An 18,741-nucleotide genomic window follows, 5' to 3' on the forward strand; every position below is an offset into this window, starting at 1 on the left:
CGGTCAGCGCAGCTCGTAGCGCGGGTTGAACATCACGCGCCGGCCGTCCTCGGTACAGCTGATCCGGCCGGTGACCTTGATCGCCCGGCCGGCTTCGATGCCGGGGATCCGACGTCGGCCGAGCCAGACCAGGGCGACGGTGCCGGAGCCGTCACGCAGCTCCACCTCCATCGCCGGCTTGCCACCGTGCGGGTTGATGGTGACGGCGCTGACATCGCCGCACAGGTCGACGACCTGGCGGTCGGCGCAGGAGCTGATCGGGGTGGCACCTGCTTCGCGCACGATGCGTTGCCGATCCTCGGCCTCCAACTCCTCGTTGGAGGAAGCAAGTCGGCGCAGCGCGCGGCGGAACAGACCTCCCCGTCGCGGATCGTCGGTGGAGACTCGTGCCTGCGGATGCGGGCTCATCGTCATACTCCAGTGTCGGTTTCGGCCGCTGCGGCTCCCGCCGCGTCCTGGGCCGTTCCAGGTTGTGGTGCGAGGTCTTCGGGTAGGGACAGCGGGAGCAGGTCTCCCGGTGCCATGGCTTCGTCGCCGCGTCGGACGACGATCTGACGGAACGCCTCCAGGATCTCCGCCACAGGGGTCTCGATGCCGTCCTCCAGGGCGGCCTGACCGTAAATGATGCCGCGGAGCATCCAGCGCGGGCCCTCGGCGACCCACATCCGGGTCGGCTGATAGCCCTGTTGGCCGTCCGGGGTCTGCACCGGCAGCACCCGGCGCAGCTCCACCCCGTACGGGCCGGGGACCAGGTTGGCCGAACCGCCCGCGCTCTCCGCGGCCTGGACCAGTTCGTCGCGGACCTCAGCCCACAGGCCACCGCTGCGCGGTGCGGCGAAGGCGCCGACCTCGAGCGCGGAGTCTGCGCGGATCATCATCGCCGAGACGATCTGCTGGCTGTTCTCGTCGACCTGGAGCCGCAGCTCCATGCCGTCGGTGCCGGCCAACACGATGCTGCCCAGGTCGATCCGCGGTTGGTCCGGATCCGGTTCCTCCAACGCCTCGGCGTCGACCTCACCGATGTCGTACGGTCCGAGCTCGCGCCATTCGCCGGCATCCAGCTCGTCCAGGTCGATGGCGCCGTCGTCGGGCCCTCCGACCTCGGGTTGGGTCGACTCGGCGAAGTCCGTCGTTGCGCCGGAGGTGCCGGCGTTGTCGCCGGGCGGCGGTCCGGACGCGGTGTCCAGGTCGTTCTCGCCGGGATCCCGGCCGGCGGCAGCCGCCAGACCCTCGTCACCGCGCGGACGTGACCGGAAGATCATGAACTGTGCTCCTGCTGTTCGGTGCTCGCGGCACCCTGGTGGGGGTCGGGTCCGGCGTCGGCCGGGCGACTCGTCGTCGACCCGACGGGCATCCCGCCGGTCGAACCGTGGCCATCCGATCCGCGGATGGACCCGGGCAATTGTGACACCGAAACGAAGTTGACTCGACTCACCCTCTGAACGACCAGTTGAGCGATCCGATCGCCCCGGGTCAGCGTGATCGTGGCGTCCCGGTCGGTGTTCAGCAGACAGACCTTGATCTCGCCGCGGTAGCCGGCGTCGACGGTGCCCGGAGCGTTCACCACGGTGAGCCCGTGCCGGGCGGCCAGACCGGACCGCGGGTGCACCAGTCCGACGTAGCCCGGCGGCAACGCGATCGCCACGCCGGTGCCGACCAGTTTGCGTTCGCCGGGCCGCAGCACGGTGTCCTCGGTCAACCGCAGGTCGGCGCCGGCATCATCGGGTCGTGCATAGCCGGGAAGTTCGAGATCGTCGGGGTCGGGATCGGCCGGGTCACGATCTGTCGAGCTCGGTCGGGTCCGAGTGATCAACACATCGACCTGATCTGGCATCTCATCGCCTGTTTCGACACTCGTTTCGACAGCCTGTCCGTCGTCGTGAGTTTCCATCGGTGCTCACCCCTCCAGCGTAGCGCCGGGGGTGGCATCCGGTCGGTTGATCCGGGCCTGGATCGCGGCCGCAAGTCGCTGCGGCGACCGCGAGTTGATCAGCCAGTACGGGGTCGGATCCTCCGGGTCGTCCAAGGTCACCTCGACGGCGGTGTTCAGGTACGGACGCAGCGTCATGAAGGCCCGCGCGTCGGCCCGCGGACCGCGCCGCAGCCGGGTCCTGGCCTCGTCGTGTGCCTCGACGGCGGCGACGTAGCGCCACTCGATGTTGGCCTGCCCCACCCAGAGCCGATCGTCGGTGACCCGGATCGCCGCCCCGCCGTACCGCAGGAAGATCGCGGCGATCGCGGCCATCAGCAGCACGAAGGTGACGACCGCGGCGACCGGACCGAGATAGAACAACACGGCGACCAGCATCGAGAGCGCGAACAGTCCGCCCAGCAGCCACCAGCCGACCGGTACCCACAACCGCTCGTGGTACTCCCCGACCGACCTGTTGTCCCGCCGGTCGGGCTCGTCGTCGCGCCGGTCGCGCGGGTCTGACTGCTTCATGGCTGGACTCGAAACTCCCGCTGACGGGCTCGGCACAGGCTCAGGCACGACCCCACCGTACGGGACCCGTGACGGTCGGCGGAATCGCACCGCTCACTTCGATCCGCCCGCTCCGATCCCGCGCTCCGGTCCCGCCGCGGCAGCGGCTGACGGTTCCACGCGGCACCCGGTCCACCGTCGCCGATCGGAACCGTCGGCCGGTAGGGTCGGATCCATCGGCATCCGCCGAGCACCATCGCACCAGGTAGGTCCCGCCGAGGAAGAGGAGTGGCGATGAAGGTGTCATCGAAGCTGGTCTGGCAGATCTACATGGGCGTCTTCGGCGCGGTGACCACGATCGGCGCGCAGCAGGCGATCAAGCGTGGCTGGAAGTTCGCCACCGGCAAGGAGCCGCCGTCGGCGACCGACCCCGACACGCCCCTCACCGAAGCCGCGATCTGGGCGCTGGCCAGCGGCGTCGGCATCGGCCTGACCCAATTCACCGTGACCCGGTTCGCCGCCACCCGGTGGGCCAAGGACATGGGCACCAAGGCGCCGAAGATCCCGAAGATCAAACTGAAGGTCTGAACCGCGTCCCACCCGGGAACACTTGGCAAGCGTTTGCTTGCTAAGGTCGCCGGGTGCAGAGTCGACGGGAACGGATCCTCACCGAGGGCATGCGGCTGTTCGGCGAGCAGGGCTACGCCGCGACATCGATCGCCCAGATCGAGGAGGCCGCCGGGCTGTCACCCGGTTCGGGCAGTCTGTACAAACACTTCCGGTCCAAGCAGGAGCTGCTGGCGGCCGGCCTGGATCGACTGCTCGGCTCCGGCCCGCCCGCGCCCCGGAGCGCGGCAGAGCCGGAACGACTCGACGCCCTGTTGGCGGCCGCCGTTCGCAGCGGATTCGATCGGATGAAACACGATCGGGATCTGAATCGGGTGGCCTTCCGCGGTCTGACCGCGTTTCCCGAGCTGCTCCGGCGATTCGGCACCGAGGAGGTGCAGCGGATCGAGCAGGAGACCGCGCACCTGCTGGCCGGAGCGGCATCCCGAGCCGCCGATGATCAAGCCGCCGGTGATCACGCCGGCAATCGTCCCGGCGGTCATGCCGATGATCAGGATTGGCAGGCCGTCGCCACGGTGCTGCAGGCAGCCACCGCGCACTACTGGCTGCTGGAGGATCTGTTCGGCGGCGAGCATCCGACCGGCGTCTCCCGGGAACGGTTCATCGCCGCCGTGGTGACGTTGGCGACCGCTGCCGTTTCGCCGCGCGGCGGATGAGCCGTCGGCCGATGATGATCATGGCTCCGCGCCGGCCGCCCGCGCATGCAGCAGCCGCATCTGTTCGTCGTAGGGCGACACCGGGCCGATCACCTCGACAGTGAGCGCGATGTCGTCGGCCGCCAGCACCGCCACCGGTGCCGCCGGCAGGCCCGAACCGGCCCGCCAGCCGGCGAGTTGGGACGCCGACGCCGCGTAGACGATGCCGCCGATCCTGGCCCAGCCGTGCGCCGCGGAGCACATCGGACAATGCTCCCCCGAGGTGTAGACCACGGCTCCGCGGCGCTGGTGAGGCGTCAGCCGGAGCGCCGCCCACCGGGCCAGTGCGAATTCAGGATGTGCGGTCGGATCGCCGGAGGTGTGTTCGCGATTGCGATCCTCGGCGAGCATCGTGCCGTCGGCAGCGACCAGCACCGAGCCGAACGGGCCGTCCTCGTCGGCCAGCGCCGCCTCCGCCAACTCGACGCAACGCCGCAGGTGTTGATGATCCGCCGGACTCAATTCACGACTGCCCCGGTTGCCGGTCCTCATCGTGCCATTGTTCCATGATCACCGGTGGCGTCCATGATCAATCCAGCATGATCCATGATCAACTTCCTACGACCGACGCCCTGATGCCGTCGGTGAAGCCGGGATGGCTCGGCCGCCAGCCGAGCTCTTCTGCGGCACGATCGTTGGACACCCGCAGCGAGGCGTTCAGCATCGCCGCGACGTAGGGCGCGGCCAGCTTGATCAGGAAACCGGGCAGCACCGGAGGCGACGGGGCGTGATGGGCCGCGGCCGCCGCGGTGATCACCGACCGCCAGGAGGCCGGAACGTCGTCGACGATGTTGTAGGCCTGCCCGGGACGCCCACGATCGAGGGCCGCGACAGTAGCGGTGACCGCATCATCGAGGTGGATCCAGGCAAGTGGACGGTCCGGCCCGGACGTCACCGGCACCTTGCGGGCCCGCAGCAGGTCGGGCAACGGATCGGGGTCACCGCCGTAGAACAGCCCGTAGCGCAGCGCGATCCCCTCGAGCGCCGAACTGCCGAGGACCAACTCCTCGTTGGTCGCCATTGCCGCGATGTGCGGCGCGGTCGGACCGCCGGTCGGCCGGCCGAACGGCGCGTCCTCGGTCAGGCTCCTCGACCCGTGGTCGATGTAGCCGTAACCGAAGACGATGCTCTGGGTGACGAACCGCCGGGCGCCGGCGCGTTCGGCGACCTCGAGCAGATGGCGGGTGCCGTCGGTCCGCAGCAGATTGGTGACGGCCATCCCACGGTGCCGCACCGGCGGTTTGGTCAGCGCCGTCAGTTGATGGATCACGGCGTCGAACTCGACCCCGTCGGTCGCCCGGAGCAACTCCGTACGGTCCAGGGCGTCGGCCACCACGGCCTGCACCCCGGACCGGCGGAACTCCGCCGCTCGCGACGGGTCGCGGGTCAACGCGATCACCTCGTGGTTGTCGCGCCCCAGCGCCGGCAACAGTCGGCGACCGATCGCGCCGGTGGCACCGGCCAGCAAGATCTTCATCTGCTCTCCCCAGAAAGTAAGGACTTGCCTTCGACTCTAGGAACCGGCCATCCTGAAAGCAAGCAATTACTTGCCGCCACAGTGCGCCGACCCAAGGGGGAGTCTCGATGAACCAGCAGTCGACCGCCCGGAGACCGATCCGGAAGCGGGCCGGTGACCTGTTCCGCAGCACCGCCCGGTATGTCGATGACCGGATCGTGAAGTCGGGCATGCGGTCACTGTTGCGAGCCGGTCTCGCCCCCACGGCGTTCGCGATGGTGGAGACGACCGGACGTCGGTCCGGCCTGCCCCGCCAGACCCCGGTCGGCAACGGCCTGGTGGACGGCACGTTCTGGCTGATCGCAGCCCGCGGCCGATCCGCCGACTACGTCCGCAACCTCATCCAGCAGCCAGCCGTGCGGATCAAGATCGGCCGCCGCTGGTATCGCGGCCTCGCCACCGTGCAACCCGACGATGATCCCGAACGCCGACTGGCCGACATCCTCGCCCACCACGGCTGGCTGCGTCGGTTCGACGCCCGGGCACTGCGGTCCTCCATCCGGCTGCTGAACAGTGAGCCGATCGTGGTCCGGATCGCACTCGAGGACGCGCCGGCGACGGCAGGATCGGAGCGCAGTCACTGAATCCCTCGGTGATCGGGCTCGTGCTGGTCCGTTCCCGGGATCTGCACAGCAGCGCCGTGTCCACGGTCCCACCGGATGTTCCCGAGCCGTTGATCGACGAGCACATCGACTCGTTCGCGGCGCGTTAGCCCGTGGCGTCGAAGCCGACAGCGGCCCTTTGCCGAACACGCCTACCGCATCTCATGATCAACAAGGAGTGCCAAAGATGATCAACGCGGTCGACCCCGGGACCGGACGGCGCGCCCGCACCGGCCGAACGAATCCCCCGATTCCCTGCCGGGTGCACGATCTGGAGCTCTGGTTCTCCGAATCACCGGCGGACCTGACCAGGGCCAAGCAGTTGTGCAGCGGCTGCCCGATCCGCAGCCGCTGCCTGCAGGAGGCACTGGAACGGGGCGAGCCCTGGGGTGTCTGGGGTGGCGAGGTCATCGTGAACGGCCTCGTCCGGCCGTTCAAGCGCGGCCCCGGCCGGCCGCGCAAACAAGCTGCCTGACGGCACCTCGGAGCCGTTGCGGCTCAAGACGACGACAGTCGCATCATCCCGGCGTCACGCACCCAGCGGGGGCGACGACGCCGGTCCGATGCGGCTGCTCGTCGATCGACGGCCTGGCTCAGCCGGCGCAGTCCACGCAGTACATCTGGCCGTTGCGTTCCTCGGCCAGCTGGCTGCGGTGTCGCACCAGGAAACAGCTGGCGCAGGTGAATTCGTCGGCCTGCCGAGGGAGCACCCGTACGGTCAGCTCCTCGTGCGACAGGTCCGCACCGGGCAGCTCGAACGATTCGGCCGCCTCGGTCTCGTCCTCGTCGACCTTGCCCGAGTTCTTGTCGTTGCGCCGATTCTTGAGTTCCTCGATGCTGTCTTCGCTGACGTCCTCTTCGGTCTTACGCGGGGCGTCGTAATCAGTCGCCATCTTCTTCCCTCCCGGGCTACTGCCCGAGCTCGTTTTGCCTTCTCATCCGCATCGGTGCCGTCCGCCTGGTCGGCGGCCGGTCCCTCTGCGGCCCTGCTTCAACAGCTGAGTGATCGGCTGTCTGGTCACCGTCGGAGTAGAAGTCCGAGCGCAATGCATACCACATCCAGTCAAGTCCCACCTGATCGTGCACCTACAACACGCGCGAACGGACAAAATTCCCGCCGGTGCGCACCGATTCCAGGAAGGACCGCACGGTCTCGTACCAGACGATCGCGTGCTGCGGGGACAGCACCCAGTGATTCTCGTCGGGGAAGTACAGGAACTTGTGCGGCAACTCCTCGGCCGGCCCGTCGTGCTGCTCGACCAGAGCTGCCCACAACCCCAATCCCTCCGCGATCGGCACCCGATAATCCTTGTCGCCGTGGATGACCAGCATCGGCGTCCGGATCCGATCGACGAACAGGTGCGGCGAGTTCTGCTGCACCATCGCGTCGGTCAGTTCCGGCAGCCAGAACGTCGCGCTGTCGGTGGTGTAACGGAACGCCGCCAGATTCCACAGGCTGGCGTGCGTCACGATCCCGGCGAAACGGTCGGTGTGTCCGGCCACCCAATTGGCCATGTACCCACCGAACGAGCCGCCCATCGCGACGGTGTCGTCGGCGTCGATGTCGTCCCGGTCGACAGCGGCATCGGTGATCGCCATCAGGTCGGTGTACGGCTCGGCGCCCCATCGGCCCCAGCCACGCTGGATGAAGTCCCGGCCGTAGCCGGTGGACAAGGCCGGGTCCGGCAGCAGCACCGCATAGCCCTGGGACACCAACAGCCACGGGTTCCACCGCCAGGACCAGGCGTTCCAGGAACCCAGCGGCCCGCCGTGGATCCACAACGCGAGCGGTGCAGGATGCGCGGCCGAGGCGTCGGCGGGCAACGCCAGATGGGCCCGGATCCGGGCTCCGTCGGCGGCCGTGGTCTCGACCTCGGTCAGTGATCCGGGCAGCTCCGGATAGTCCACCGGCCCGCGCAACACGGTCAGCCGCCCACTGGCGACGTCGACGGAGACGATGCTGCCCGGGTCGGTGTAGGAACTGCGGAGCGCGTACAACGTGCTGCCGTCCGGTGACAGCAGCAGCGAGCCGAACGCGCCGTCCTCGGTCAGTCGGCGGGCCCGGCCCGCCGCCACGTCGACGGCGAAGATCGGGGCCTGGCCGTCCTCGTCGGCGACCACGTACAGCACCGATCCGTCGGGTGAGAAGGCGTACGGGGTCGCCCAGCGATCCCAGTCCGCTGCCAGCACCCGCTCATCGCCGCTGCTCCGGTCGATCAGCCAGAGCTGCAGGGTCGGCGCCTCTTCCGCGGTCGGTGCGGTCTCCCGGACGGCCGCTACCAGCGAACCGTCGGAACTGATCACCGCGGAGGAGAATTCGACGCCGTCCTGCTCGACCAGCGTGCTCCGGGCACCGGTCGACAGATCGATCTCGATCAGCCCGATCGACACCCGGCCGCGCGGTCTGGGTGTCTTCCAGGTTGCAACCGCGAAGCTGCCGTCGTCGGCGACCGCCTCGATGTCCCCCAGACGTCGACCGCTGTCGGGAGCCAACACGGTCGCCGCCTCGAGTTCGACGCTCAGGTCGCCACGATCATCGGTGACGGTCAGGTCGGCGCCGTACAGCCGGGTCTGGGAACCACCGAGATCATGGTCCCAGAATCGCACCGGGTAACCCTCGTGCAGCAATGCGGAGACCTTCTTGGTCTTGCGCAGCTTGCGCAGGTCCTGATCCTGTTGCTCGGTCTCGGCGCCGGGGAAGGAGTCTGCGGCGAGGACCGCCCGACCGACGTGCCGCGCGGTGGCGATGTCCTGCCAGCCGCCGCTGCGGCGGGCGATCGGATGGGCCTCGCCGCCACCGGCCGGCAGGAACCACAGGACGCCGTCGTCGTCGCTCGGTTTGGTCGCGGGCTTCGGTCCGTAGCCGGTCCGCGCCGCCGGGGTCGGCCGGCCGGAGCCGAAGATCAACGACCCGTCCGGGGTGAAGGCGGCGATCGATTCACCCTCGACCGAACGGGTCATCCGGCGAGCGGGTCCGGCGGCGGCCGGATCGACCCGCCACCAACTCGTGCGGTATCCGGTCTGCTGGTCGTCCAGTTCGCTCACCGACGCCAGCAGCGTCGAACCGTCGGAGGACAACAGCAACGACTGCAGTCGCGGCGTACCGACGTAGGCCCGCAGGTCGTCCCAGGGCGAGCCGAGCGGGAGCTCGTCGGGATCGGGAGTCTTGTCAGCGGTGCTGTCCGCAGTCATCTGCCACCTCGTGTCGACGATCCGTACCGGCCGCGCAAGACTATGCCATGCCTTCGCACCAATCGGACGTGTTCCCCGAAATCCCCGAAACGGCTCCGTCGGCCACCGGCGAAGATCACAACGATGATCAACTTCCGTCCCGTCGCCGCGCTGATGATCACGGCGGGTCCGATGATCATGGACGCAGCACATTGCGGGTCCTGGTCGCACCGGATTCGTTCAAGGGCAGCCTGTCCGCCGCCGACGCGGCAACAGCGATCGCCGCCGGCTGGCGCCGCGTCCGTCCCTCCGACGAACTGCAGCAGATCCCGCTCGCCGATGGCGGAGAGGGCACGGTCGACGCGATCGCTGCAGCCCGTCCCGATGGCGTTCGACACGTCGTCGACGGACTGACCGGACCGGACGGACGCCCGGTCGCGGCGTCCTGGTTGCAATTGGGCAGTGACACCGCGGTGATCGAGATGGCCGCGGTCGCCGGGCTGCCGTTGATGGCCGAACCCGACGCCGTCGGGTCGACCACCCGCGGACTCGGCGAGCTGATCGGGGCCGCACTGGACGCGGGAATGTCGACCGTCATCGTCGGCGCGGGCGGATCGGCGACCACCGACGGCGGCGCCGGGGCACTGGTTGCGCTCGGACTCGAACTGCTGGACCCCGACGGCGCTCCGATCCCCGACGGCGGCGCCGGTCTGCAACGCCTGGCAACGGTACGCGGCGCAGCTCGCCGGCCGGCGAAGTTGATCATGCTCAGCGACGTGGACGCACCCCTGCTCGGCGAACACGGTGCAGCGGCCGTCTTCGGCCCGCAGAAGGGCGCCGACGCAGCGCAGATCGGCTTGCTGGACGGCGCTCTGCGGCAGTTCGCGATCGCCCTCGGCGGCAGCCACGACCTGCCGGGGATGGGTGCCGCCGGTGGACTGGGCTACGGCCTGGTCAGCGGGCTGGGCGCCGAGATCGTGCCCGGCGCTGCGTACCTGTCCGAGTTGGCCGGACTGGACCGGGCCATCGGTTCGGCCGACGTGGTGATCACCGGCGAAGGGCGGTTCGACGCGACCTCGCTCGGCGGCAAGGTGGTCGGGCATGTCTTCGAACTGCTCGACCGGGCGGGTCCGGAGATCCCGACCGAGCGTTTCGTCGTCGCAGGCCAGATCGGTCTGCACCCGGAGGGTGTACACACCTGGGGACTGGCCGATCTGGCCGGTTCGGTCGACGCGGCGATCGCCGAGCCCGCCCGCTGGCTGTCCGAAGCGGGAGCCAGCGCCGCGTCCCGGCTCTGAACCTGCAACAATGAAGCCGCAGATCCTATATTTTCCGCTGAAAGGACAGCCTCGATGGCCATCACCCAGACAGATACGCCCCTGAAGATCGCGATCGTCGGATCCGGCTACATGGGTGGCGGCATCGCGCAGGTGCTCGCGCTGGCCGGGCACCAGGTCGTGCTGGCCGACGTCTCGGCGGAGGTGGCGGAGAAGAGTCGGCAGCGGCTGCTCTCCGAATCCGATGCGTTCGTCGCCGACGAGCTGTTCGAGGCCGGCTCGACCAAGATCATCGACGAGCATCTGACCGCTGCCGAATCGATCGAGGCCGCCGTCGCCGACGCCGACTTCATCGAGGAGGCCGTACCGGAGAAGCTGGAGCTGAAGCGGGAGATCCTGGCCCGGGTCAGCGCCGCCGCCCGCCCGGAGGCCATCATCGCCAGCAACACCTCGACGATCTCGATCGGTGCGATGGCCGATGCCGTCGATCGACCGGAGCGGTTCATCGGGGTGCATTTTTCCAACCCGTCGCCGTTCATCCCCGGAGTCGAGGTGATCCCGCACGACGGCACCGCCGAGGACACCATCGGCAAGGCCGAGCAGGTCGTGCAGTCCACCGGCAAGGAGACCGCGCGGATCAAGGACGTCACCGGCTTCGTGCTGAACCGGCTGCAGTACACGCTGTTCGAGGAGGCCACCCGGCTGGTCGACGAGGGCGTGGCGACGGTCGAGGACATCGACACCATCGTCCGGACCACGTTCGGCTTCCGGTTGCCGTTCTTCGGTCCGTTCGCGATCGCCGACATGGCCGGTCTGGACGTGTACGCGTTCTGCTATGACTCGCTGCACGCCGGATTCCCGGACCGGTTCGAGACCCCGAAGCTGCTGGCCGACCTGGTCGAGGCCGGCAAGCTCGGCACCAAGTCCGGCGCCGGCTTCCTCAACGTGCCGTCCGACGCAACCCCCGAACTCGTCGCGTACCGGAACAAGGCGTACGTGAAGATGCAGAAGCTGCTGGACGAGCTCGGGCCCGCTCCCCTGTCTTACTGAAATCTGCTGATGTCTTACTGAGGTCTGCTGATTCCGGGCCCTACTGATTCCGGGCCCTACTGATTCTGGGCCCTGAGCTTGTCGAAGGGCTGGTACTCGATCTCGGGTACCGGCCCTTCGACGGGCTCAGGGCCCTTTGTCATGTCAGGGCCCTTCATCAGGTCCGGGCCTTTTGTCAGCTCGGGGTTCTTCGATTGCCCGGAATCCTTGCTCTGCGGGGATTCCTCGGTTCCCTTCTCGGCGAACGCCTTCGACACCTGGGTGAGCGCACTGGTGACCTCACTCGGAATCACCCAGAACGTGTTGCCGTCGCCCTTGGCCAGCTCGGGCAGCACCTGCAGATACTGATAGGCCAGCAGCTTGGGATCCGGGTCGTTGCGGTGAATGGCCTCGAAGACGGTATCGATCGCCTTGGCCTGGCCCTCGGCGTTCAAGATCGCGGACTGCCGGTTGCCCTCTGCAGTGAGGATCGCTGCCTGCCGATCCCCTTCTGCGGTGAGGATCCGGGACTGTCGGACACCTTCGGCGTTCAGGATCGCGGCCCGCTTCTCCCGGTCGGCCCGCATCTGCTTCTCCATCGACTCCTTGATCGACGGCGGCGGATCGATCGACTTCAGCTCGACCCGATTGACCCGGATCCCCCACTTGCCCGAGGCCTCGTCCAGGACGCCGCGCAGCGTGGAGTTGATGTGTTCCCGGGAGACCAGCACCTTTTCAAGATCAAGACTGCCGATCACGTTCCGCAGCGTGGTGACGGTCAACTGTTCGATCGCCTGGATGTAGTCGGCGATCTCGTAGGCGGCGTCGCGCGGATTGGTGACCTGGAAGTAGAGCACGGTGTCGATGTGCACGCTCAGGTTGTCCTCGGTGATCACCGACCGCGGCTCGAAGGACACCACCTGCTCGCGGACATCGATCAGCGGGCGGACCCGGTCAATGAACGGGATGACCAGATTCAGGCCCGGTTCGAGGGTGCGGATGTAGCGGCCGAATCGCTCCACGTTGCCGGCCCGTGCCTGCGGGACGATCCGGACCGTTCTCAGCACGATCAGCACGGCGACCAGTGCGGCCACGATGCCGACGATCAACTCTGCCATGGTGTCTCCCAAGAAATCATCGCGTCCCGAGGGTGCACGAGGGCGGTCGCGCCCTCGATGGCGAACACGTCGACGGTGGTGCCCTCGGGGATCACCAGACCGTCCTCGTACGGGCGGGCGGTCCACTCCTCGCCCTCCAGCTTCACCCGGCCGCTGTCCCGGCCGACCACGGTCAGCGTGACCGCCGTCCGGCCGACCAGCCGAGCCGTGCCGGACCGGATCATCGGTGTGTTGCGCAGGTGCCGACGGGCCACCGGGCGGACCAGCAGCGCCAACAACACCGCCACCACGAAGAAGGTGAGGAACTGGAATCCGATTCCCAATCCGAGGGCGGCGACCCCGGCGGCGCTCAGTGCGGCGACCGCCAACAGGGCGAAGTCCAGCGTCATCGCGGCCAACTCGACGAATCCGAGTCCGGCGGCGACGGCCAACCAGATCAGCCAGGCCTGCATCAGCACACCTTTTCGCCCCAGCGTTCCCGGAGAACGGGCGCTCCCCGTCGAACGCCGATAACTCGAAGCTACTCCGCGGCCGATCGCCAGCCAACACCCGCTATTGCGCGCCCGCCCCACCGCCGCACCAGTTCCGTACCTTCGCACCACGTACACCTGGTGCGAAGGTACGGAAGCGGTGCGACCGTGGTTGGACGACTGTGGTTGGACGGTGGCAGTCGGGCGGCGGATCCCCCGGCAGCAGGGTCAGCGTTGGCAGAGGGCCGGACGATCCGGCTGACGCAGGTTGAGACAGCAGTCCGCGGCGCAGACGTCGGCACCCACTTCCGCGCCGGGGATGACCGGGCGCTGCGGTGTCTCACCGCGGGCAGCGGCCGCCCGTTCCAGCGCCAGGTCGACCAGGGCGCCGACGAAGGCCGGATGGGTTCCGGCCGTCGCGGCGCGGACGAAGCCGAGCCCCAGCTTCTCCGCGGTCGCCGCGGCCTCGGTGTCCAGGTCGTAGATCACCTCCATGTGGTCGGAGATGAAGCCGATCGGGACCAGCACCACCGATGCCACGCCGTCGTCACGGCAGGCCGCAAGATGATCATTGACGTCCGGCTCGAGCCAGGGCTGGGTCGGCGGGCCGGATCGTGAGCAGTAGGCAAGATCCCAGCGGTAGTCGGTGCCTCGTTCGGCACTGACCTGCCGAGCCACCTCGTCGGCCACTGCGCGGTGCCAGCCGACATAGCCTCGGGTCGCCTGTCGGGACGCATCCTCCATGGCCGTCGGGATCGAGTGGGTGACGAAGATCAGCCGGGTGCCGTCGACGTCCGCACCAGCGGCCCGCAGCTGATCAAGAGCGGCGTTGGTCGCATCGACAGAGGCAGTGACGAAGCCGGGATGGGTGGCGTACTGCCGGATCCGGTCGACCTGCAATGCGGTGTCCTGGGCGGCGTCGTACAGGTTCTCCCGATATTGACGGCACGAGGAGTAGGACGGGTAGGCACTGGTGGTGATCGCCAGCACCCGCCGATGTCCGGCGCGGTCCAGGCTGGTCAGGGTGTCGGTCAAGTACGGCTCCCAGTTGCGGTTGCCCCAGCCGATCGGGGTGTCGATCCCCCGCCGGTCCAACTCGCTGCGCAGTGCCGCCAACAGGGCACGGCACTGGTCATTGATCGGGCTCTTGCCGCCGAAGGAGTAATAGTGTTCGCCGACCTCTTCCAGCCGTTCGTCGGGGATGCCCCTGCCCCGCGTCACGTTGCGCAGGAACGGCACCACGTCCTCGGGCTTCTCCGGTCCACCGAAGGAGACCAGCACGAGCGCGTCGTACGGGTCGAGCTCAGGCGTCGTCGTCACCATCGATTCTTGACTCACGGGCGAATCTTCACACATCCGTCTGCACCGGCCGCGATCAGGTCCTACACAATGTCGTAGACAACCGGGATCTGTCTCGGTCCTTCGACAGGCTCAGGACCCTGGTGGTCGGCGCGGCCACCCAGGGTCAGATTTGGCTCCGAAGTTGGCAAAGGCTTGGGAACCGCGTTACGGCCGGGGTTCGGATCGACTACTGTTTCCGATCGGGATTAATCAACTCGAGGGACAAAACCACCTCGGGGTTCTCTTCACCCCACAGTCTCGTTACAAGGAGTCGCATCGATGCACGACCGTCAGTCGGAGATCGAGAATCGCGTCCGTCGCAACCTCAAGGAACGGATCTCGCCGGCCGTCCACACCCCGCTGAGCGACCTGACGGTCGAGGCCTGGCACGTCGAGGGCGGGACCGGTGAACCGGTCGATCCGGCCGTCGCGCTCGGTCTCAACGGCAACACCCGGCCCGACTACGAGACCTTCGGGGTCGGCCGGCCCTGGGGACCGCCGTGGGGCACCAGCTGGCTGCACTTCACCGGTACCGTTCCCGCCGACGTCAATCCCGAGGATCTCGAGATCGTCATCAACCTGGGCTGGAACTACGGTGGCGCCGGCTTCCAGGCCGAGGGTCTGGTCTACCGGCCGGACGGCTCGGTGATCAAGGGCATCAACCCGTTCAACGAATGGCTCAAGCTCGAGGGTCGGGAGATCGACTTCTACGTCGAGGCCGCGGCCAACCCGATGGTCGGCGACTGGCGTCCGACCGAACTCGGCGACAAGCTGACCGCACCGACCGACCCGATCTACAAGCTGATCCGGGCCGACCTGAACGTCTTCCACGAGCAGGTCTGGGAGCTCGTCGCCGACATCGATGTCCTTGATCAACTGGCCAAGGCGCTGCCGGTCGGCGAACCCCGCAAGTGGGAGATCCTGCTCGCTCTCGATCACGCGCTGGACCTGATCGAGCTGGCCGACATTCCCGGCACCGCCGAGGCCGCCCGGGAGTCGCTGAAGCCGGTCTACGCCAAGCCGGCCAACGCCAGCGCCCATCAGCTGACCGCGACCGGGCACGCACACATCGACTCGGCCTGGCTGTGGCCGGTCCGGGAGACCGTACGGAAGGTGGCCCGGACCACCGCCAACCAGGTCAACCTGCTGGAGAACTACCCCGACCACGTGTACGCGATGAGCTCGGCTCAGCAGTACGAGTGGATCAAGGAGCATCGCCCCGAGGTCTATGACAAGGTCAAGGCCGCGGTCGCCGAGGGTCGGTTCGTCCCGGTCGGCGGCATGTGGGTGGAGTCCGACACCAACATGGTCGGCTCGGAGGCGATGGCCCGGCAGTTGATCATCGGTCAGGGCTTCTTCAACGACGAGTTCGGCATCCTGTGTGACGAGGTCTGGCTACCCGACTCGTTCGGCTACTCCGGTGCGCTGCCGCAGATCGTCAAGCTGGCCGGGGTGAAGAACTTCCTGACCCAGAAGATCTCCTGGAACCGGGTCAACAAATTCCCGCACCACACCTTCAACTGGGAAGGCATCGACGGCACCCGGGTGTTCACCCACTTCCCGCCGGTCGACACCTACAACGCCGATCTGTCCGGCCGGGAACTCGATCACGCGGTGACCAACTTCCGCGACAAGGGCGCATCCTCGCATTCGCTGGCTCCGTTCGGCTGGGGCGACGGCGGCGGCGGCCCCACCCGCGAGATGCTGCAGCGGGCCCGCCGGACCAAGGATCTGGAGGGTTCGGCCCAGGTGATCGTCCGGTCGCCGAAGGACTTCTTCGCCGACGCCCGCGCCGAATACCCCAACCCGGCGGTCTGGAAGGGCGAGCTGTACCTGGAGATCCACCGCGGCACCTACACCTCGCAGGCCAAGACCAAGCAGGGCAACCGGCGCAGCGAACACCTGCTCCGCGAGGCCGAGCAGTGGTCGGCGATGGCCGCACTGCACGCCGGATTCTCCTACCCGTACGAGGATCTGACCCGGATCTGGAAGCTGGTGCTGCTGCAGCAGTTCCACGACATCCTGCCCGGTTCGGCGATCGCCTGGGTGCACCGCGAGGCCCGCGAGAACTACCTGAAGATCTTCGACGAGCTGAACGCGATCATCGACCAGGCCCAGCAGGCACTGGTGACGAAGTTCGGATCCGGAGACGGCGAGACCGTCTTCAACGGCGCGCCGGTCGGACGCGGCGGTCTGGCTGCGCTGTCGGCGGCTCCGGCGGCCGACGTCGCGGCTGCGGAGAAGGTGACGCTGACCGATGCCGGCGGCGGCTACACGATCGAGAACAGCAAGATCACCGTGGTGATCGATGATCATGGTCTGATCACCTCGGCGATCGACAAGGCCACCGGTCGGGAGACCCTGCCGGCCGGGCAGACGGCCAACCTGCTGCAACTGCACGCCGACTTCCCGAACGCCTGGGACGCCTGGGACATCGACGAGTTCTACAAGCACACCGTCACCAACCTGACCGAGGCCGAAGGCCTGGCCGCCGAACAGCTGGCCGACGGTTCGGTGCAGGTCACGTTGCGGCGTACGTTCGGTAGCTCGTCGGTGGATCAGACGCTGCTGGTGCGGCCCGGTGAGTCCGGTGTCGAGATCACCAACGCCATCGACTGGCACGAGCAGGAGAAGCTGCTCAAGCTGGCGTTCCCGATCGACGTCCATGCCGACAGTGCGGCGTACGAGACCCAGTTCGGGCATCTGGTCCGGCCGACCCACGAGAACACCTCCTGGGACACCGCGCGGTTCGAGGTCTGTGCCCATCGCTGGGTGCAGGTCGGCGAGACCGGCTTCGGCGCCGCGCTGGCCAACGACTCGACCTACGGTCACGACGTCTCCCGGCACGCGTCGCCGGAGGGCGGCAGCTATTCGGTGGTCCGGTTGTCGTTGCTCCGCGGACCGCGCTACCCCGACCCGCGGACCGATCAGGATCAGCACGTGATCAAGGCCCGGTTCGAGATCGGTGCCGGGATCGCCGAGGCGGTCGACGCCGGCTACCGGATCAACCTGCCCGAGCGGCGCCAGTCCGGTGCGGCGCAGGTGCCCGCGATCGTCACGGTCGACGGCCCGGCGATCGTCGAGGCGATCAAGCTGGCCGAGGACCGATCCGGCGACGTGATCGTCCGGTTGTACGAGCCGTACGGCGGTCGTGGCAGCGCGACGGTCACCCCCGGGTTCGACTTCGGCTCGGTCTCCGAGGTCGACCTGCTGGAGCGCCCGTTGACCGAGTTGGAGGAGCCCAAGCCGGCCTTGGTCGAGGCGGACTCGAAGGCGGCGACCATCGCCGTCCGTCCGTTCAAGATCATCTCGCTACGGTTCTCCCGCTGACCCTCGCCGACCTGTCGGCGTCGGCACGCGCTATAACAGGCCCTGACGTTGACAGGTCGGGCGGCGGAGGTGAGCGATGAGGGCACTGGTGTACACAGCGGTTGCCACTGCACCGGTGGTGACCGACGTGCAGGACCCCGGCTGTCCGGCGGACGGGGTGCTGATCGAGGTCCGGGCGACCGGTGTCTGCCGGTCGGATTTCCACGCCTGGAAGGGAGATGACCCGGTCCGACTCCCGCACGTCGGTGGTCATGAGCTGGCCGGCGTGATCATCGAGGTCGGCAGCCAGGTCGACAGCTGGCGACCCGGTGACCGGGTCACCGTACCGTTCGTCTGCGGCTGCGGCCGGTGCGTGGACTGCCGGGCCGGTTCGCCGCAGGTCTGTGCCCGACAGACCCAGCCCGGCTTCACTCATTGGGGTTCCTTCGCCGAACGGGTGGCGATCCAGGCCGCCGATTTCAATCTGGTCCGGCTACCCGATGATCTTGATTTCGTCACCGCCGCAGCCCTCGGCTGCCGGTTTGCAACCGCCTATCGAGCGGTGACGGGGCATGCGTCGACCCGACCTGGGGACCGGCTCGCCGTGTACGGCGCGGGTGGTGCTGGTCTCTCCGCAGTCATGATCGGCTCGGCGCTGGGACTGGAGGTGGTGGCGGTCGATCCATCGGCGGCCGCCCGGGACCGCGCCGCCGACTGCGGTGCCACGCTGACCATCGATCCGCGGGCCGACGATCCGGTCGCCAAGATCAACAACGACCTCGGCGGTGTGCAGCTCAGCCTGGATTGTGCGGGCACCGCGATCACGGCGGTCCAGTCCGTACGCAGCCTGCGCCGAGGTGGCCACCACGTCCAGGTCGGCCTGCTGTTCGGTGAATCCGCGACACCGCCGGTGCCGATGGATCGGGTGATCGCCTGGGAACTGTCGGTGCACGGGTCACACGGCATCGCCGCAACCGACTATCCCGGGCTGCTCGAGCTCGTCATCTCCGGCCGGGTCGACCCCGCCCGACTGATCGGTGAGGTCACCGATCTCGCCGGTGCCGGCCGGGCCCTCACCGCAATGGCCGAGCCGAGCACCGGCGCCGGCATCACCGTGGCCGTCCCCTGAATTCACTTCTCGCCCGGACGACCCGTCCTCAGCCC

19 protein-coding genes are annotated in these 18,741 nt (G+C 68.2%); 8 read left to right on the top strand and 11 right to left on the bottom strand.

From position 1 onward, the window contains the following. Window positions 1-3 precede the first annotated feature (3 nt). From BLU38_RS00120 to BLU38_RS00135, 4 genes are all read right to left on the bottom strand, one after another. Window positions 4-408 (bottom strand): OB-fold nucleic acid binding domain-containing protein, encoded by a 405-nt coding sequence (locus tag BLU38_RS00120; protein ID WP_091517945.1) that lies wholly within the window; start codon window positions 406-408, stop codon window positions 4-6. A gap of 2 nt (window positions 409-410) precedes the next feature. Continuing rightward, complete coding sequence (locus BLU38_RS00125) at window positions 411-1,262, bottom strand: DUF3710 domain-containing protein (RefSeq protein WP_091517948.1); 852 nt, start codon at window positions 1,260-1,262, stop codon at window positions 411-413. Next, window positions 1,259-1,834 (bottom strand): dUTP diphosphatase, encoded by a 576-nt coding sequence (gene dut / locus BLU38_RS00130; RefSeq protein WP_091517951.1) that lies wholly within the window; start codon window positions 1,832-1,834, stop codon window positions 1,259-1,261. The genes BLU38_RS00125 and dut overlap by 4 nt, the downstream gene beginning before the upstream one ends. 63 nt (window positions 1,835-1,897) lie before the next feature. Beyond that, entirely contained in the window at window positions 1,898-2,443 is a 546-nt protein-coding gene (locus BLU38_RS00135; protein WP_091517954.1) for a DUF3093 domain-containing protein, read from the bottom strand. 273 nt (window positions 2,444-2,716) lie between these two features. Between BLU38_RS00135 and BLU38_RS00140 the strand changes: the two genes are divergently transcribed. Further along, the gene (locus BLU38_RS00140) at window positions 2,717-3,010 is read left to right on the top strand and encodes a DUF4235 domain-containing protein (RefSeq protein ID WP_091517957.1); all 294 of its coding nucleotides are present in this window, start codon (window positions 2,717-2,719) and stop codon (window positions 3,008-3,010) included. Between the two features lie 53 nt (window positions 3,011-3,063). Next, the gene (locus BLU38_RS00145; protein ID WP_157683108.1) at window positions 3,064-3,705 is read left to right on the top strand and encodes a TetR/AcrR family transcriptional regulator; all 642 of its coding nucleotides are present in this window, start codon (window positions 3,064-3,066) and stop codon (window positions 3,703-3,705) included. Between the two features lie 18 nt (window positions 3,706-3,723). Here BLU38_RS00145 and BLU38_RS00150 read toward each other — a convergent pair whose 3' ends face one another. Next, window positions 3,724-4,236: a nucleoside deaminase gene (locus BLU38_RS00150; protein ID WP_091517963.1), complete on the bottom strand. Its 513-nt coding sequence runs from the start codon at window positions 4,234-4,236 to the stop codon at window positions 3,724-3,726. Window positions 4,237-4,294: 58 nt separating this feature from the next. Continuing rightward, window positions 4,295-5,221, bottom strand: coding sequence for an NAD-dependent epimerase/dehydratase family protein (locus BLU38_RS00155; protein WP_091517966.1), 927 nt, complete (start codon window positions 5,219-5,221; stop codon window positions 4,295-4,297). Between the two features lie 107 nt (window positions 5,222-5,328). On the opposite strand from BLU38_RS00155, the gene BLU38_RS00160 reads away from it, so the two are divergent. Both BLU38_RS00160 and BLU38_RS00165 read left to right on the top strand, forming a co-directional pair. Then, complete coding sequence (locus BLU38_RS00160) at window positions 5,329-5,844, top strand: nitroreductase/quinone reductase family protein (RefSeq protein WP_091517970.1); 516 nt, start codon at window positions 5,329-5,331, stop codon at window positions 5,842-5,844. A 205-nt stretch (window positions 5,845-6,049) separates the two neighbouring features. Beyond that, the gene (locus tag BLU38_RS00165) at window positions 6,050-6,337 is read left to right on the top strand and encodes a WhiB family transcriptional regulator (RefSeq protein WP_091517975.1); all 288 of its coding nucleotides are present in this window, start codon (window positions 6,050-6,052) and stop codon (window positions 6,335-6,337) included. Window positions 6,338-6,455: 118 nt separating this feature from the next. On the opposite strand, the gene BLU38_RS00170 is transcribed toward BLU38_RS00165, so the two are convergent. Together BLU38_RS00170 and BLU38_RS00175 are read right to left on the bottom strand one after the other, a co-directional pair. Further along, on the bottom strand, window positions 6,456-6,755 hold the full coding sequence (locus tag BLU38_RS00170) for a DUF4193 domain-containing protein (RefSeq protein ID WP_091517979.1): 300 nt from the start codon (window positions 6,753-6,755) through the stop codon (window positions 6,456-6,458). A gap of 193 nt (window positions 6,756-6,948) precedes the next feature. After that, complete coding sequence (locus tag BLU38_RS00175) at window positions 6,949-9,054, bottom strand: S9 family peptidase (RefSeq protein WP_091517982.1); 2,106 nt, start codon at window positions 9,052-9,054, stop codon at window positions 6,949-6,951. A gap of 47 nt (window positions 9,055-9,101) precedes the next feature. On the opposite strand from BLU38_RS00175, the gene BLU38_RS00180 reads away from it, so the two are divergent. Then, window positions 9,102-10,331: a glycerate kinase gene (locus tag BLU38_RS00180; RefSeq protein ID WP_091517986.1), complete on the top strand. Its 1,230-nt coding sequence runs from the start codon at window positions 9,102-9,104 to the stop codon at window positions 10,329-10,331. Between the two features lie 54 nt (window positions 10,332-10,385). Continuing rightward, window positions 10,386-11,360 carry a 3-hydroxyacyl-CoA dehydrogenase family protein gene (locus BLU38_RS00185; RefSeq protein ID WP_091517989.1) on the top strand — a complete coding sequence of 325 codons (975 nt, stop codon included), beginning with the start codon at window positions 10,386-10,388 and terminating at the stop codon, window positions 11,358-11,360. Between the two features lie 56 nt (window positions 11,361-11,416). Here BLU38_RS00185 and BLU38_RS00190 read toward each other — a convergent pair whose 3' ends face one another. The 3 genes from BLU38_RS00190 to BLU38_RS00200 all read right to left on the bottom strand — a co-directional run bounded on the left by BLU38_RS00190 (window position 11,417) and on the right by BLU38_RS00200 (window position 14,265). After that, window positions 11,417-12,457 (bottom strand): SPFH domain-containing protein, encoded by a 1,041-nt coding sequence (locus BLU38_RS00190; protein WP_091517993.1) that lies wholly within the window; start codon window positions 12,455-12,457, stop codon window positions 11,417-11,419. Further along, the gene (locus BLU38_RS00195) at window positions 12,445-12,909 is read right to left on the bottom strand and encodes an NfeD family protein (protein ID WP_091531485.1); all 465 of its coding nucleotides are present in this window, start codon (window positions 12,907-12,909) and stop codon (window positions 12,445-12,447) included. The genes BLU38_RS00190 and BLU38_RS00195 overlap by 13 nt, the downstream gene beginning before the upstream one ends. Window positions 12,910-13,155: 246 nt before the next feature. Next, a complete protein-coding gene (locus tag BLU38_RS00200) occupies window positions 13,156-14,265 on the bottom strand; it encodes a ferrochelatase (protein ID WP_331715059.1) in 1,110 nt (369 codons plus the stop codon). A 282-nt stretch (window positions 14,266-14,547) separates the two neighbouring features. Between BLU38_RS00200 and BLU38_RS00205 the strand changes: the two genes are divergently transcribed. Beyond that, window positions 14,548-17,598, top strand: a complete 3,051-nt coding sequence (locus BLU38_RS00205; RefSeq protein WP_091517999.1) for an alpha-mannosidase — start codon at window positions 14,548-14,550, stop codon at window positions 17,596-17,598. A gap of 76 nt (window positions 17,599-17,674) precedes the next feature. After that, entirely contained in the window at window positions 17,675-18,706 is a 1,032-nt protein-coding gene (locus BLU38_RS00210; RefSeq protein ID WP_091518003.1) for an alcohol dehydrogenase catalytic domain-containing protein, read from the top strand. Window positions 18,707-18,741: the final 35 nt, after the last annotated feature.

This window comes from Microlunatus soli (genome assembly GCF_900105385.1).
GTDB classification, from domain to species: Bacteria; Actinomycetota; Actinomycetes; order Propionibacteriales; family Propionibacteriaceae; genus Microlunatus; species Microlunatus soli.